Here is a 15,666-nt window from a genome sequence, read left to right as displayed (position 1 = left end):
CTCCTCACCGCGGCGATGAACGCCGCGGACTCGTCAGGGGGGTAGGGCTATCTCGGCAAGGCGCTCAAATGTCAGCGTAAGCCCCCGTACCTGGTCGGCGGCCTCCACATACACGTCTCCTCCGGGGCAGCCGGTATAGCCCACGTCGGGGTCGCCCTCGTCGAAGGACAGTACGGAGAAGGCGCCGTCGAGCCCCGCATGCGGACCGGCCGCCAGCGGCAGGACCTGGATCGTGACGTTGGGCCGGCCGGCGACCTCGATGATGCTGTCGAGCTGCTGTTTCATGGCCCCCGCCTGTGCGATCGGGCGGCGCAGAACATTCTCGTCCACCAGCACGTGCAGTGACGGCGCGCTCGATCCCAAGAGCGTGATCCTGCGCGCTATCCGGGCGTCGACTCTGCGTGTCAGCTCCGCATCGTCCAGGCCTGGCCGGGCAGCGCTGATCAGCGCACGGGCGTACTCCTCGGTCTGGAGCAGACCCGGGATCAGGACCGGCTCCCAGGTGCGAATCGCCGTCGCCTCCGCTTCGAGGACCACGTACGAACCGGCGAACACGTCACTGTAGGCGGTCCACCAGCCGCGCTGACTGGCGTCACGGCAGAGCTGGATCAGTCCCGCCTTGGTCGCGGAGTCGTCTCCAGGGGGAGCCATAAAACTTCCACGTGTACAGGACTTGCCAACGTGCACAGCACACGCGACGACCCGCATGGGCCGCTACACACTGTGCCTTTATCGCGACGGAGAGGAGGGGATGTCCGACGGCCATTCCCCCCGGAGGCCGAGCAGGCGGGCGCTCACCGCACTGTCGACGGCGATGACCTGCGGGAACTGTGCCGGGCCATCGCCGAGCAGGAGAGTCTGGCCGAGGTGGCGGTGCCCCAGTGATCGGAGACCACATCAGGATGCTCGCCAGGCTCGGCCTCGGCGGCGTCACGGCGGCAGGCCAGGAGGCCGCGGCGCAGGACTCTGACGGCGCGCTGCCCCGCGTTTCTGAGGATCGGAGCCGGCAGGGCCCGAGGGCCGGAGATCTGAGGGCGAAGCACACGCATCGGTCTGGAAGCAGTGGGAAACTCCTGCAATGCTTCCAGAGCGTTTCTTTCATCCTCTCGATCTCAACGAGGCCCTCGACGAAGCCTACGGCGACGATGGCGACTCGGCGGCCGTACGGGCGGTGATCGAGGAAGCGTTGTTCGATCCCAGGGCGCAGGGCGACGAGAAGGTCTTCGACTACGCGTGGGAGTGCCTGGAGTTCTACGACGATGACGAACTCCCGTCCGCGGCGGACTGGCTGGCGAAGGCGATCGAGGCGCATCCCGGACAGAGGTTCGCACTCGGTGCGCTTCGCGCATCCCTGCGGGTGCGTGAGAGTGCGGCCGAGACTCTGGAGGAGATCACGGCTCTCCACCAGGAGCTCGTCCTTCTCCCTCCGGACCAGCGGGATCTGCGTTTCTACTACTTCGCTCCCGTCGTGCTCGCCGAGGCCACCCAAGACGAGGAACGGGGCGGCGCCCTGGCCGACGAGGGCATCGGACTCGCCAGAAGCCTGGACAAGAGCCGTGATGCCCAGCAGATAATCGAACGCAGCCCGGCCGAGCGCCACCGGCGTATGGCGGCCGAAGCCTTCGAGAGCCAGATGAACGATCTGCTGGAGCACCTGCAATCCGCTCGCCGTGGACATTCTCCCGGGGCGACGTCGAGGGGGAAGCGGGCCCTGACCGTCGAGCCGGCGCTCACGCGCCTGGCCTACCTGCCCGAGAAGGAGTACGTCCAAGGCATGGCCGAGAGCCTGCTGGACGCCACCTTCCCGCTCGAACACGAGGACTACCGCCGGGAAGTGCAGGACGCGCTGCGGAGCAACGCGGAGCTGGGTAAGGCGTTCGTGGTTCCGCTCACCGTCGAAGGCATCCGATCGTTCGCCGAAGAGACCGGCAAGGACCCGGCGAGTCGCAGCACCTGGCTCGCCTTCGTCAATGCGACCGGCATGCGTGACGACGTCGCCTGGCCCCCGGAGCGGAACGCGCCCTGCTGGTGCGGCTCGGCCAGGAAGTACAAGAAGTGTTGCGGCCGTCCCGGCTTCGGCGCCGAGTCCGTGCCCGACCGAGGTCAGGCGGTGCTCCGGGTCGAGTTGCCGGAGACGGACCCGTTGGTGACGCGGCGGCTGGCGGTTCCCTCACGGATCAGGCTCGACGACCTCCACGAGGCCATCGGTGCCGCCATGGGCTGGCACGGTGACCACATGTACGCCTTCGAGGGCCCGGACGGCCATGTGATCGACCCGCGATCGGACGACGACTGCCCGGCGGCCGACGAGATCTTTCTTCCGCGGCTGGCCAACGAGGCGGGCCAGGAGTTCGTCTACCGCTACGACTTCGGTGACGACTGGGAGCACAAGGTGACCGTCGAGGAGATCGTCGCCGTCGACCCGGCGGCGAACGGCGTGCGGCTGCTGGGCGGAGAGGGCGCGTGTCCCCCGGAAGACTGCGGGGGCGTGTACCGCTACCGCGAGCTGGTGGCCGCTCTCGCCGACCATACGCACCCGGCCCATGACGAAGCGATGGAATGGCTGGGCGAAGAGTGGGACGCCGCCGCCATCCGCGTGGCCGGGTAGGAGCCCGGCAGCGGACGTCCCAACTCGTGAAAAGGCGTGCCGTACGGGTGGGGAGGACCGTACGGCACGCCTGGTTTCATGCGGTGATCAGGAAGCGGTGCAGCTCAGCGGGTTGGGGGTGGAGGGGGTTCCGCTGGAGTTGGCGAGGAAGCCGAACGTGGTGTTGGCGCCCGGGGCGAGGTTCCCGTTCCAGCTCAGGTTCGAGGCCGTGATGCTGGTGGTGCCGGTCAGGTCGGCGTTCCACGACTGGGTGATGGACTGCCCGCCGGGCATGTTCCACTTGACCGTCCAGTTGTTGATCGCTGAGGAGCCCGCGTTGGTCACGGCGACCTCACCCTGGAAGCCGCCTCCCCACGCGCTGACGACCTTGTAGACCGCCGTGCAGCCCTTGTTTCCGGTGGAGGTCGGGGACGCCGAAGGCGAAGGCGAGGGAGAGGGCGAGCGGGTGGGCGACGCGGACGGCGACGGGGACGGAGACGGAGACCGCGTCGGGGTCTGCGACGGCGAGGCCGACGGGGACTGCGGGGGGGTGTACGGGGCGGCGATCGCCAGGTCGTACGCCCGCTGCGGGACGAACTGACCGGCCGGGGCGATACAGCCGTCGGACTCGCCCGGAGGCTTGATCCACAGGTACGCCTCGATCGCCGAGTCGCCGGTGCTGGTGGTGCTCCAGGTGCCGGTGGCGCGGCCGCCCGGGTCACACCACTCGCTGCCCGCCGGGCCGTTGCCGTTGCGGCTGGTGTCGATCACGGCCTTCAGCCGCGACACGCCCGTGGCCGAGATGACGTTCTTGGCGAAGGAGACCAGGCCGGGGCTGGAGCGGTAGTTGGAGACGTTGAGCGAGATGCCGTCCGCGCTGTTGGCGACGTCGGCGCCCCTCAGCCGGTTGGCCATGTCGGAGGCGCTGACCCAGGCGTCGTGGCCCGCGTCGAAGAAGACCTTGACCTGCGACGAGGTGGCCTTGAACTTCTTGCCGGCGTACGCCATGGACGCCTGGACCTCGGCCTGCTGCGAGGAGTTCATGCAGTTCGGCATGATCGACAGAGCGTCGGGCTCCAGGACGATGTAGGCCGGGCGCCCGCCGAGGCCCGCGGCGACCTGGTCGATCCAGGAGCGGTACGACGCGTGGTCGGGCGCTCCGCCCGCGCTCGCGCCGCCGCAGTCGCGGTTCGGCATCTCGTAGACGACCACGATCGGGATCTTGCCGGCCGACGCGGCCGCGCCCACGTAGGCATCGACCTGGCTGCGCACCGTGGAGGGGTTGTAGCTGGCGAACCAGCGGCCCTGCGGGACGGCGGCGACGCGGTCCCTGATCACCGCGGTCTTGCTGTCACCGGGGTTGGCGGCGACCCACTTGGCCGCGTTGGTCGTCGGATCCACGTAGAAAGGGGAGTCCGCGGCCTGGGCCGCAGTGGAGGTCACAACGGCCGCTCCCACCGCGGCCGTGGTGGCCGCAGCGAGAATGGCCGCCGTCAAGGGCCTTCTGCGAGACATGGAATTACTCCGTCCGGTAATGTGGGAGCGCTCCCACTGTTCCCTCGGATCGTAGGGAGGGGGATGGGGGTCCAAGAAGGGCCGACGTGAGTTCGGCTGGACGATCAACCTAATAGGCGCAGGCGGGCGGGGGAATGGGCGCGTGGATCACTTGAAACTTTCACCACGAGTCCGGCCGTGCCGTGATTTCTCCAGAAATCATGGTGACGCAGTGTGCCCAAGCGGTTCCGCGAAGTGGCCCAGAGGCCGTACCCTCCGATAGTGACCTCTTGGGGGGTTTCTTACCTATGACGCTTTCACGCGGTCTCATGCCGCTCACCGGGGTGCCACGCGTTCTCCTCCCCGCCGCCGACCTGGGCGAACTGAGAGCGCCCGTCGACACCCGGGACACCGGGCCACGCCCCGGATCGCCTTTATGGGCGTACCTCACTGTGGTCAGCGCCGCCGGTGTCACCGCGCTCGCCGTCGCCGAGCTCGGGCTGGGCCCCGGCCCGCTGGCCGAGGCGGCGCGCACCCCGTTGTTCTGGATGCTGACCGTCCTGGTGGTGCTGGGCGAGCTGCGTCCGATCACGTTCAGCTCCTCGACGCTGGTCGGGGGCACGCCGACCTCCACGATGTTCATCTTCGCGGTGCTCATGTACCAGGGCCTGCCGACGGCGGCGCTGATGCAGGCGGTCGCCGTGGTGGTCAGCGGGCTGGTGCACCGCAGGGCCTGGCACCGGGTGCTGTTCAACCTCGCCCAGGTGACCCTGGCCTGCACGGCCGCGGCCGGCGCCCTGGCCGCGTTCGGCGCGCACCCGCGTCCGCGCTCGCCGTGGACGCCCGACGGCCTGGACATCCCCGCCGTCGCACTGGCCGCCGCGGCGTACTTCGTGGTCCGCGCCGTCCTGGTCTGCCAGGCGGTGGCGCTGCACGAGCGCCGCCCCCTGCTCCGGGTGATGAAGGCCTCGCTCGGCCCGCAGGCGCTCGTCTACGGGACGCTGCTCGGCCTCGCGCCGCTGGTCGTGGTGGTGATGGCGCATTCCCCCGCGCTGGTCCCGCTGTTCGTCGCGCCGCTGGCCGCCGTCCACTGGACCGCGACGCTCTCGCTCCGCCGCGACCACCAGGCGACACACGACGGGCTCACCGGCCTGCCGAACCGCAAGATCCTGATCGTCCGTACGGAGGAGGCGCTGGCCGAGGCGCGCGCGCACGAGCGGGTGGGGCTGCTGCTGCTCGACCTCGACCGCTTCAAGGAGGTCAACGACACGCTCGGCCACCCGGTCGGCGACCGGCTGCTGCAGATCGTGGCCCACCGGCTCACGCACAGCGTACGGCCGGGCGACGTGGTCGCCCGCCTCGGCGGGGACGAGTTCGCGGTGCTGCTTCCGTCCATCAGGGACGCGCAGGCGGCCAGGGAGGTCGCCTCGCGGCTGCGCGTCGCGCTGACCGAGCCGGTACGGCTGGAGGGCATGACGTTCGACCTCGACGCGTCGGTGGGCATCGCGCTCTATCCCGACCACGCCCCGGACTTCGAGCTGCTGATGCAGCGCTCCGACGTCGCGATGTACCTCGCCAAGGAGGGCCGCACCGGCGTCGAGTTCTACCTGCCGGGCAAGGACCGCAACTCGCCCGAGCGGCTGAGCCTGCTCGGCGACCTGCGGCGGGCGATCGACGCCGACGAGCTGGAGCTCCACTATCAGCCCAAGGTGAGCCTGGAGGACGGCACGGTCGAGGGCGTGGAGGCGCTGCTGCGCTGGTGGCATCCGGTGCGCGGGCCGATCCCGCCCGCCGAGTTCATCCCGCTGGCCGAGCAGTCGTACCTCATGCGCGAGCTCACCCAGCATGTGATCGGGAAGGCGCTGGGGCAGGCGGCGCGCTGGTGGCACGCGGGCCTCGACGTGCCGGTCTCGGTCAACGTGTCGGCCCGCGACCTGCTCGACTCCGGCCTGCCCGAGCAGCTGGAGGCGGGGCTGGAGAAGCTGGGCCTGCCGCCCGAGGCCATCCGGCTGGAGGTCACCGAGCGCATCCTGATGACCGACCAGGCGTACAGCGCCGAGACCATCCGCACGCTGGCCGGGCTCGGCGTCCAGCTCTCGCTGGACGACTTCGGCACCGGCTACTCCTCCCTGGTCCGGCTCCAGCGGCTCCCCGTCTCCGAGGTCAAGATCGACGCGTCGTTCGTACGGCGGCTCGGGGAGCCGGGGGACGACGAGCGGATCGTCCGCTCGATCATCGACCTCGTCCGGTCTCTCGGGCTGAGGTCGGTCGCCGAGGGCGTCGAGTCGCCCGAGATCGCGGCGTCGCTGCGGGAGATGGGCTGCCACGCGGGGCAGGGATGGTGGCTGGCCAAGCCCATGTCCGCCGCCGAGGCCACCACCTGGCTGCGCGGCCGGCTCGGCGCCGCCCTGGGCTCCGCGGGCGACGCCCGACTTGCCTCGCACTGAGTCGCCGTCTCGGCGCGGGCAGCCGCCCGGAGCGGGAAAGGTCGGATTAAGACCGTGTGACGCGGCCTCGCCAGGTCGGCCGCGCTCGGCGGCGAGCCCTAGGATGGGAAGGTCCAATCTCCATCATGAAACGGGTTCGACGACTCATGTCCGCCATAACCCGCGATGAGGTCGCTCACCTCGCCCGGCTGTCCCGGCTGGCACTGGCCGACGACGAGCTCGACCACTTCGCCGCCCAGCTCGACCAGATCGTCGGCGCCGTCGCCCGCGTCTCGGAGGTGGCGGCCGGCGACATCCCGCCGTCCTCGCACGCGCTGCCGCTGACCAACGTCTTCCGTCCCGACGCCGTACGGCCGGGTCTGACACCCGAGGGAGCCCTGTCCGGCGCGCCCGCGGTGGAGGACGACCGGTTCCGCGTGCCGCGGATCCTCGGGGAGGAAGAATGAGCTTGATTCACAAGACCGCCGCCGAACTGGGCGCGCTCATCGCCGCCCGCGAGGTCAGCGCCGTCGAGGTCGCCCAGGCCCACCTCGACCGCATCGCCGAGGTCGACGGCCGCGTCAACGCCTTCCTGCACGTGGACGCCGAGTCGACGCTGACCCAGGCCCGCGAGGTGGACGAGCGGCTGGCCGGGGGCGAGAACCCCGGCCCGCTGGCCGGCGTGCCCATCGCGCACAAGGACGTCTTCACCACCGCCGACATGCCGACGACGGCCGGTTCGAAGATCCTCGAAGGCTGGCGCCCGCCGTACGACGCGACCGTGACCGGCCGGCTGCGCGCGGCCGGGCTGGTGATCCTGGGCAAGACGAACCTCGACGAGTTCGCCATGGGGTCGTCCACGGAGAACTCGGCGTACGGCCCGACCCACAACCCGTGGGACCTGTCCCGGATCCCGGGCGGCTCGTCGGGCGGCTCGTCGGCCGCGGTGTCCGCCTACGAGGCGCCGCTGTCCACGGGCACCGACACCGGCGGCTCGATCCGCCAGCCGGCCGCGGTGACCGGCATCGTCGGCATGAAGCCGACGTACGGCGGCTCGTCCCGATACGGCCTGATCGCGTTCGCGTCCTCGCTCGACACGCCGGGGCCGTTCGCCCGCACCGTGCTCGACGCGGCGCTGCTGCACGAGGCGTTCTCCGGCCACGACCCGCTCGACTCGACCTCCGTCGACGCGCCGGTGCCGCCGGTGGTGGAGGCCGCGCGGCAGGCCGACGTGGCAGGGATGCGGATCGGCGTGGTCAAGGAGTTCGGCGGGGAGGGCTACCAGCCCGGCGTGCTCGCCCGGTTCCACGAGACCGTCGACCTGCTGGAGTCGCTCGGGGCCAAGGTCGTCGAGGTCTCCTGCCCGGCGTTCTCCTACGCGCTGCCCGCCTACTATCTCATCGCGCCGTCGGAGTGCTCGTCCAACCTGGCCCGCTTCGACGCCATGCGGTACGGCCTGCGCGTCGGCGACGACGGCACCCGCAGCGCCGAGGAGGTCATGGCGCTCACCCGCGCGGCCGGCTTCGGGCCCGAGGTCAAGCGGCGCATCATGCTCGGCACGTACGCCCTGTCGTCGGGCTACTACGACGCCTACTACGGGCAGGCGCAGAAGGTCCGCACGCTGATCATGCGTGACTTCGAGGCGGCCTTCCAGCAGGTGGACGCGCTGGTCTCGCCGACCACGCCGACCACCGCGTTCCCGATCGGGGAGCGGGCCGACGACCCGATGGCGATGTACCTCGCCGACCTGTGCACGATCCCGACCAACCTGGCCGGCAACGCCGCGATCTCGGTGCCGTGCGGCCTGGCGGACGAGGACGGCCTTCCGGTCGGGCTCCAGGTCATGGCCCCGGTCCTCGCCGACGACCGCTGCTACCGGGTCGGCGCGGCCGTGGAGAAGGCGTTCGAGAGCCGGTGGGGCGGCCCGCTGCTGTCCCGCGCGCCCGCGCTCTGACCGCCGAGGGGAGGGGAACGGCGGCATGATCACCCGCATCGAGATCGACGGCTTCAAGTCCTTCCTGGACTTCCGGCTCGACATCCCGCCGTTCCTCGCCCTCGTCGGCCCCAACTCCAGCGGCAAGTCCAACCTCCTCGACGCGCTGGAGTACGTGCGCCGGGCCGGCCGGAGTGACGAGAACCCGTTGCTGGCCTTCCGCCGGGGCCGGCCCCAGGAGCTGTTCCATCGGGTCGGCAAGGGCCCGGCCGCCACCCGTTTCGAGATCCACACCCACGTCGTCACGCAGTTCGAGGACGTTCTCCTCCCGCAGGCCTTCGGGGCCGGGGCTGAGATGGACGACGACGGAGTGCCGTACGCGGTCAAGCTGCACTCCGCCCCGGAGGTCGCCGTCGCCGGGTTGACCGGCTGGATGATCGACCAGCGGGAAAAAGCGTTGGAGGAGTTGGCCCGGAAGACGGGGGAATCCCAGGCTTCCGCCATCTTCCACCAGCTTTTGCTGAAAAATGAACTGCGCAACTGGCGCCTGCACCAGCCCGATCCGGACAAGCTGCGTTCCCGGTCCTCGGCGGCGTCCCACGGACCGCTGGAGCCGGACGGAGGAAACCTCGCCACCGTCATCGGCAGGCTCGCGACGCGCGGTGCCATCGAGGAACTCCTGGTGGACCTCGCGGCGCTCATCCCGGACATCGCCGGCATACAGCCTGTGCTGGACGACCGCTACCAGGAGTGGACGTTCGAGGTGCTCATGGACGGCCAGGGCAGTGTGCCGAGCACGCTGCTGTCCGACGGCACGCTCCGGGTCATCGCGCTGCTGGCGGCGCTCCACGACCCGGACCACGCCGGAGTGCTGCTCATCGAGGAGATCGAGAACGGTCTGCACCCCAGCCGCCTCGCGGAACTGCTCCGCAGGATCCAGGAGAGGGTCACGGACCTCACCGATCCGGAGTGCGTCCACCGGCCGCTGCGGCAGGTGATCCTCACCACGCACTCACCCGTGGTCGTCTCGGAGCTGTACCGCCTCAGGCCGGACGCGCTGGTCTTCCTCGACACCGCCGTACGCGTCGATCCCGACCACGACAGGATCTCCAGGGTCACGGTCGCCAAGCCGGTGCGGTCGGAGGGAGAGCCGGGCACGTTCGTCTCTCCGCGTCAGGTGCGCAAGTATCTGAGCGCGGTGGGCGAGGTGCCATGAGCAGGCCGCTCGTGCCCGGACTCATCGCCGAGGGGGAGACCGACGAGGTCTTCCTCGGCGTCGTGATCTCGCGGCAGCTCCGTGAGCTCACTGTTCAGACCCCTCGCTGCGCGGTCGACGTGGAGAGCACCGAGATCGGCTCCCGCCGATCGATCTACGACCACGACCGTACGTCCGGAGCACTCCGCGAACTGGCGGGCGACTGCCACCTGCTCTTCGTGCACAACGACCACAAGGAGCGGGACAAGGCGGAGCGGGCCGTGCGCGACTCGGGACTGCCCACACCGGTGATAGCGCTGGTGCCCGTTCAGGAGACGGAGGCGTGGCTCCTGGCGGATGCCGGCCTCTGGCGCCGGTTGAGCGGGAGCGACCACGGCCGGTTGCCCGCCCGCCCACGCGACGTCGAGAAGATCGCCGATCCCAAGAAGGTGCTCGTCGAGGTGGCTCCCCGTCGTGGGAAGCCCGTACGCGACTACTTCGAGTACATCGCTCGTAACATTGACCTCGACGTCCTCGCGCAGGTGCCCGCGTACGCGCAGTGGGTCACCGAGGCGCGGAACGCGCTGAAGGGGCTCGGATACCTGTGAGCAGGACGAGACGCCGGTCGGCTCGCCGTCAGGAGCCGAGTTCCCCGCGATCCGGACGCCTGTCGAAGGGAGGACCAGCGGCGTGATCACCCGCATCGAGATCGACGGCTTCAAGTCCTTCCTGGACTTCCAGCTCGACATCCCGCCGTTCCTCGCGGTCATCGGCAGGAACGCCAGCGGCAAGTCCAACCTTGTCGACGCCCTGGCGTTCCTGGCCTCTGTCGCCACAGGTGATCCGCTGCACAAGGCCGTGGACGCGGCGCGTGGGAACGCCGAGTCGCTCTTTCACCGATACGCGGATGGAAGCGCGGCGGACGAGATGAGATTCGCGCTGGAGTTCCTGCTCGACGTCAAAGCACAGTCCATCGCCACCCGCTGGCGGTACGAATGCAGCATCGGCTGGGACAGAAGAGGCAGCGGTGCCGGGTTTCTCACCCTGCTGAGCGAGCGCTTCGCTCCCATCGAACCCGGAGACGACGACTGGAGGGCTCTCGACGGCGCCTCGGAGGAGTGGCGCCGGGAACGGGTGAGATATTTCACCGGTGACGTCGCCGAAGGACTCTTCCCCCCGGCGGTGGCGTTGGGCCGGCCGGTAGGTGCGGATGCCGTGGTGGTGCGAGACCGATGGACCGGGGCGCGGCGCGATCCCGATCTTGAGGAGGCGTTCACGGCCGCGGTCGCCGCGGGTGTCGAGCTTGAGCACCTCCTGGTCCTCAGACTCGTGACTGACGCTCTGCGCAAGCCCAGTCCGCTGCGGGTTCTCAGGAAGCTGGACTCCTCGGGGGAGGGGCTTCCGCTTCTGCTCACGAGGATTCGGGAGGGTACGGCTTCGGACGACCGGCCCGATGGCGAGCTCTCGGACGTCAGGAACGAGCTCCTCCTCGTGATCAGGGAGGTCATGGGCTTCGAACTGGCCGAGGACCGTGTCCGGCAGGATGTGCGGGTGCGTTTCGCGGCTCGGCACGACGAGGGGTTCGAAGCCACGCAGGCATCGGATGGGACTCTTCGCGCGTTGGCGATCCTGGCCGCGCTACACGATCCGGAGCCTCGTGGCACGCTGGTTGTGGAAGAACCCGAAGACGGCATATATCCCGAACGGATGCCAACGTTTCTGAGGATCATGGGAGACGACGCCTGTCGTCCCGATGTCGATCCGGCTGATGCTCCTCTCCGTCAGTTGATCATCACTACCCACTCGCCTGCGGCCGCCAAAGCGGTTTCGCGTGAGCATCTTGTCGTCTTCGAGGCCGCGACGCGGGTGGGCGCCGGCCTTCCACCGAGTCGGGTCACCGTCCCACGCCGCGTGCTGCGCGACGGCGAGCGTCCTGCTCGGGAGCCTTTCGCCGTCCCCCCTGTGAGCGAGGCGGAGCTGGCGGCCTTCACAGGACGGCGAGGGTAGGGCGGAGTGCGTTACCTGGCCTGTGTTCTCGCCTGTGAAGGAAACTCCGACCGGGCCTTCTTCCCGGAGCTGCTGAAACGCGCGCTTGAGGAGTTGTGCGCGGAGCACGTTCCGAGCGCGATCACCGTGCTTCCGATACGTGTCCTCGACGCGGAGGTCCAGCGGCCCGAGAGCGTACTGGCTGCTGTTCATGAGGAAGAGGGAACCTTCGATCTCGTGTTCTTCCACCGATCCCCGATCCCAAGGAACTGCTGGCGAAGCTGTTGGGCAGTGCCCGTGGCAGGAGACGCCGTGAAGCCGTCCAAGAGTGTTTCGTGCGTCTCGCCGAGGAGATTCCTGTCACCTCTCTCAAAGAGCTGCCGTCTTTCCGGGAGTGGTGGGAGACCACGCGAAAGGCATTGGACGACTTCGGGTTCCGTCATGGATAGCCGGCCCTCAGGTGACGGAACTCCGCCGGTGCGCTGCCCTGTGCAGCGCTGGATACGCTTCCTGGAAGGAGGAACAGCAGCATGATCACCCGCATCGAGATCGACGGCTTCAAGTCCTTCGAGAACTTCGCGCTGGACCTGCCGCCGTTCCTCGTACTCATCGGCACCAACGCCAGCGGCAAATCGAACCTCCTCGACGCCCTGACGTTTGTCGCGACGGCCGCGACGCGTGGGGTGGACACCGCGGTGGCCGAGGTGCGCGGCGACGCCCGGGGTCTGTTTCGCAGGCGCGGAGACGGCGCGCGCGTGGATCGCATGCGCTTCGCGGTGGAGTTTCTCCTTACGCAGTTGCCGCCGAACCGGCACAGTCGCTGGCGGTACGAGCTGGATCTCGTCTGGGAGGAGCCCGAAGGCGAGATAGAGGGCATCGCCGTCCGAGCACAGCGCCTTATCGCGTTGCCTTTCGCCATCGAGCGCCGGGCGCCGCTGCCGAGCGCGACAACGGAATGGGATGAGAGCACGTCGTGGGAGGGCAGGCGCGTCCTGGAGCTTCCCGCCGGATCCAATTCCGGCTACCCGGCACGCCCCGGCCTGCTGGAGGCGGCCTTCCTAGAGGTCGCAGAACGTGGCGCGGACGATCGAGCCGTCCTGCAGGATGTGTGGGGAGAGCTCGCGAACGTGCGCTTCCTGCATCTGGAGGCCAGCGCGCTGCGACTGCCCAGCGAGTTGGGCGGCCCTCAACGGATGGACGCCACCGGACGAGACCTTCCCAACTACCTCCGCACGCTCGCCAAGAAACAGGTGTCGGAGGACAGGCCGTTCGGACGAATTGGCGAGATCAAGATGCATCTTGTCGGCCTCGTCAGGGAGATCAGCGACTTCGACATCGTCGAGGATGTGCGGCGCAGGGACGTCCGGTTGGAATTCTCCTCACCATACGAGCATGGGCTTGGAGCGGAATTCGCCTCCGACGGCACCCTCCGTCTGCTGGCGATTCTGGCCTCGCTTCACGACCGCGGAGTCACGGCGGTGGAGGAGCCAGAAAACGGAGTCTTTCCGGAGCGGCTGCGGCTACTGCTAGGCATGGCCAAAGATCTGGTCGTAGATCTCCATGGGCCTCCGAAACGAGATCCGTCGCGCGAGTGGTGGCCTCAGCAACAGGTGATCTTCACCAGTCATTCGCCGGTCGTATTGGACGCGGTGCCGTACGAGAACATCGCGTTCCTCGACATGACGACCGTCATCGAGGACGGGGTGCCCAGCCGGGTGAGCCGGGTGCGGCGGCTGCGGGAGGATGCCGGTCCGGTGCGCGTGGAGGGCGAGAGGTGGCCGCGCGTCACGGACTCGGAGCTCGACAGGTTCCGCGCCGGAGTCGAGGAGCCGGTCTGATGCGGAGCCTGAGCTGCGTTCTGGTCAGGGAGGGGCCGTCGGACGACTGGTTCCTGCCGATCCTGCTGCGCCGGGCCCTGGAGGAGCTCGTGATCGAGACTTTTCCAGCCTGCCGCGAGGTGCAGGACGTACGCAGCCTGCCGAAGGCGGGCAACCAGAGCCCCGAGCCCGTGTTAGCGGCGCTGGAGCAGGAGCAGGGCACCTTTGATGTGGTCCTCTACCATCACGACGGTGCCCCACGGGCTAAGTCGGGGCCTGTGCTGGAGCGGATGCGGCAGACTTGGGCGGAGAGCGACTTCACCGAGCCTCTGGTGGCTGTCGTTCCGATGAGGGAGACCGAGGCCTGGGTGCTCGCCGACGAGGCGGCTCTTGTGAGGGTGCTCAACGTGCGCAGGCTAGGCCGGACGGTTGTGACTGGGCCGGAGGTAGAGTCCTGCCGCCATCCAAAGGCCGTTATCGACGTGCTGCTCGGTCAAGCCGGTCTCAATCCGAACGGAAGCGGCGTGCTCCATAACTTCTATGTGTCGGTGGCGGATACCGCCGGCATCGGCGAACTGCGGAAGGTGCCCGCCTTCCGGCAATGGTGGGATGACATGATCGAAGCATTGGAAGGACTGGGTTACCAGCATGGCTGATATCGCGACGCTCATGCCGTACGACGAGGCGCTGGAGCGCTTCGAGCCGGTGCTGGGGCTGGAGACGCACGTCGAGCTGGGCACCGCGTCGAAGATGTTCTGCGGCTGTCCGACGGCCTTCGGAGCACCGCCGAACACGCACGTCTGCCCGGTGTGCCTGGCGCTGCCCGGCTCGCTGCCGACGGCCAACGAGCAGGCGATCGAGTCGACGATCAGGATCGGCCTCGCGCTGAACTGCACCATCGCGACATGGTGCCGGTTCGCCCGGAAGAACTACTTCTATCCGGACATGCCGAAGAACTACCAGATCAGCCAGTACGACGAGCCGCTGTGCGTGAACGGCTACCTCGACGTCGAGGTGGACGGCCGGACCGTCCGCGTGGAGATCGAGCGAGTGCACCTGGAGGAGGACACCGGCAAGTCCACCCACGTCGGCGGTGCGACCGGGCGAATCCACGGCGCCGACTACTCGATCGTCGACTACAACCGCGCGGGCATTCCGCTCGTCGAGATCGTGACCAAGCCGATCGAGGGCACCGACCGGCTCGCCCCCGAGGTCGCCCGTGCGTACGTGACCGAGCTGCGCGAGCTGCTGCGCTCGCTCGGCGTGTCGGACGTGCGGATGGAGCAGGGCTCGCTGCGCTGCGACGTCAACGTCTCGCTGATGCCGCGCGGCTCGTCCGAGTGGGGCACCCGTACGGAGACCAAGAACGTCAACTCGCTGCGCAGCGTCGAGCGCGCGGTGCGCGGGGAGATCGAGCGCCAGGCGGCGGTCCTCGCCGGGGGCGGGCGGATCGTGCAGGAGACCCGCCACTTCCACGAGGACACCGGGCAGACGACCTCCGGGCGGTCGAAGGAGGAGGCGCAGGACTACCGCTACTTCCCCGAGCCCGACCTGCTGCCCATCGCCCCCGACCCGGCCTGGGTCGAGTCGCTCAGGGCCGAGCTGCCCGAGCTGCCCTCGGCCCGGCGCAGGCGGCTGCAGGACGAGTGGGGCGTGTCCGACCTGGACATGGCCGCCATGCACAACGCCGACGCGATCGACCTGGTCGAGGCGACCGTGGCCGCCGGCGCCCCGGCCGCCGACGCCCGCAAGTGGTGGATGGGCGAGCTGGCCCGGCGGGCCAACGAGTCGGCCACGGCCCTCGCCGACCTGCCGATCACCCCGGCCCAGGTCGCCCGGGTGACGGAACTGGTCGCCTCCGGCGCGCTGAACGACAAGCTGGCCCGCCAGGTGCTGGAGGGCGTGCTGGCCGGTGAGGGCGGCCCCGACGAGGTCGTGGACAAGCGCGGGCTCCAGGTCGTCAGTGACGAGGGTGAGCTCATGTCGATCATCGACCAGGTGCTCGCGGGCAACGCCGACGCCGCGGAGAAGGTGCGCGGCGGGAAGATCGCGGCCGTGGGGGCGCTGGTCGGCGGCGTGATGAAGGCAAGCCGGGGCAAGGCGGACGCGGGCCGCGCCCGGGAGCTGATCCTGGAGCGGCTCGGCGTCCAGGGGTAGCGAACCGTCCCGCGCCGCCTGCCGCGAAAGCGGGCGGCCGGCGCCGGCTTCGCGGAGGCGACGACCGGTTG

12 protein-coding genes are annotated in these 15,666 nt (G+C 69.3%); 10 read left to right on the top strand and 2 right to left on the bottom strand.

Annotated elements, in window-relative coordinates; translation table 11 throughout:
- Window positions 1–33 precede the first annotated feature (33 nt).
- The gene (locus OG344_RS02465; protein ID WP_405086787.1) at window positions 34–651 is read right to left on the bottom strand and encodes a DUF5753 domain-containing protein; all 618 of its coding nucleotides are present in this window, start codon (window positions 649–651) and stop codon (window positions 34–36) included.
- Window positions 652–1,078: 427 nt separating this feature from the next.
- On the opposite strand from OG344_RS02465, the gene OG344_RS02460 reads away from it, so the two are divergent.
- Window positions 1,079–2,608, top strand: coding sequence for an IS1096 element passenger TnpR family protein (locus OG344_RS02460; protein ID WP_405086786.1), 1,530 nt, complete (start codon window positions 1,079–1,081; stop codon window positions 2,606–2,608).
- A gap of 87 nt (window positions 2,609–2,695) precedes the next feature.
- Here OG344_RS02460 and OG344_RS02455 read toward each other — a convergent pair whose 3' ends face one another.
- Window positions 2,696–4,102 carry a glycoside hydrolase family 6 protein gene (locus OG344_RS02455; protein ID WP_405086785.1) on the bottom strand — a complete coding sequence of 469 codons (1,407 nt, stop codon included), beginning with the start codon at window positions 4,100–4,102 and terminating at the stop codon, window positions 2,696–2,698.
- A 287-nt stretch (window positions 4,103–4,389) separates the two neighbouring features.
- Between OG344_RS02455 and OG344_RS02450 the strand changes: the two genes are divergently transcribed.
- From OG344_RS02450 to gatB, 9 genes are all read left to right on the top strand, one after another.
- Window positions 4,390–6,528 (top strand): putative bifunctional diguanylate cyclase/phosphodiesterase, encoded by a 2,139-nt coding sequence (locus OG344_RS02450; protein ID WP_405086784.1) that lies wholly within the window; start codon window positions 4,390–4,392, stop codon window positions 6,526–6,528.
- A gap of 146 nt (window positions 6,529–6,674) precedes the next feature.
- Complete coding sequence (gene gatC / locus OG344_RS02445; protein WP_111698808.1) at window positions 6,675–6,974, top strand: Asp-tRNA(Asn)/Glu-tRNA(Gln) amidotransferase subunit GatC; 300 nt, start codon at window positions 6,675–6,677, stop codon at window positions 6,972–6,974.
- A complete protein-coding gene (gene gatA / locus OG344_RS02440; protein ID WP_405086783.1) occupies window positions 6,971–8,461 on the top strand; it encodes an Asp-tRNA(Asn)/Glu-tRNA(Gln) amidotransferase subunit GatA in 1,491 nt (496 codons plus the stop codon). Before gatC ends, gatA begins: the two co-directional genes overlap by 4 nt.
- Window positions 8,462–8,486: 25 nt before the next feature.
- Window positions 8,487–9,656, top strand: a complete 1,170-nt coding sequence (locus OG344_RS02435) for an AAA family ATPase (RefSeq protein ID WP_405086782.1) — start codon at window positions 8,487–8,489, stop codon at window positions 9,654–9,656.
- The gene (locus tag OG344_RS02430) at window positions 9,653–10,243 is read left to right on the top strand and encodes a DUF4276 family protein (protein ID WP_405086781.1); all 591 of its coding nucleotides are present in this window, start codon (window positions 9,653–9,655) and stop codon (window positions 10,241–10,243) included. The genes OG344_RS02435 and OG344_RS02430 overlap by 4 nt, the downstream gene beginning before the upstream one ends.
- 82 nt (window positions 10,244–10,325) lie before the next feature.
- Window positions 10,326–11,642: an AAA family ATPase gene (locus tag OG344_RS02425; RefSeq protein WP_405086780.1), complete on the top strand. Its 1,317-nt coding sequence runs from the start codon at window positions 10,326–10,328 to the stop codon at window positions 11,640–11,642.
- 509 nt (window positions 11,643–12,151) lie between these two features.
- Window positions 12,152–13,459 carry an AAA family ATPase gene (locus tag OG344_RS02420; RefSeq protein WP_405086779.1) on the top strand — a complete coding sequence of 436 codons (1,308 nt, stop codon included), beginning with the start codon at window positions 12,152–12,154 and terminating at the stop codon, window positions 13,457–13,459.
- Window positions 13,459–14,094, top strand: a complete 636-nt coding sequence (locus tag OG344_RS02415) for a DUF4276 family protein (protein ID WP_405086778.1) — start codon at window positions 13,459–13,461, stop codon at window positions 14,092–14,094. The genes OG344_RS02420 and OG344_RS02415 overlap by 1 nt, the downstream gene beginning before the upstream one ends.
- On the top strand, window positions 14,087–15,595 hold the full coding sequence (gatB, locus tag OG344_RS02410) for an Asp-tRNA(Asn)/Glu-tRNA(Gln) amidotransferase subunit GatB (RefSeq protein WP_405086777.1): 1,509 nt from the start codon (window positions 14,087–14,089) through the stop codon (window positions 15,593–15,595). The genes OG344_RS02415 and gatB overlap by 8 nt, the downstream gene beginning before the upstream one ends.
- Window positions 15,596–15,666 lie beyond the last annotated feature (71 nt).

It is taken from the genome of Microbispora sp. NBC_01389 (genome assembly GCF_045040095.1).
Classification (GTDB): Bacteria; Actinomycetota; Actinomycetes; order Streptosporangiales; family Streptosporangiaceae; genus Microbispora.
This window is presented reverse-complemented; position numbering and strand designations above follow the sequence as displayed.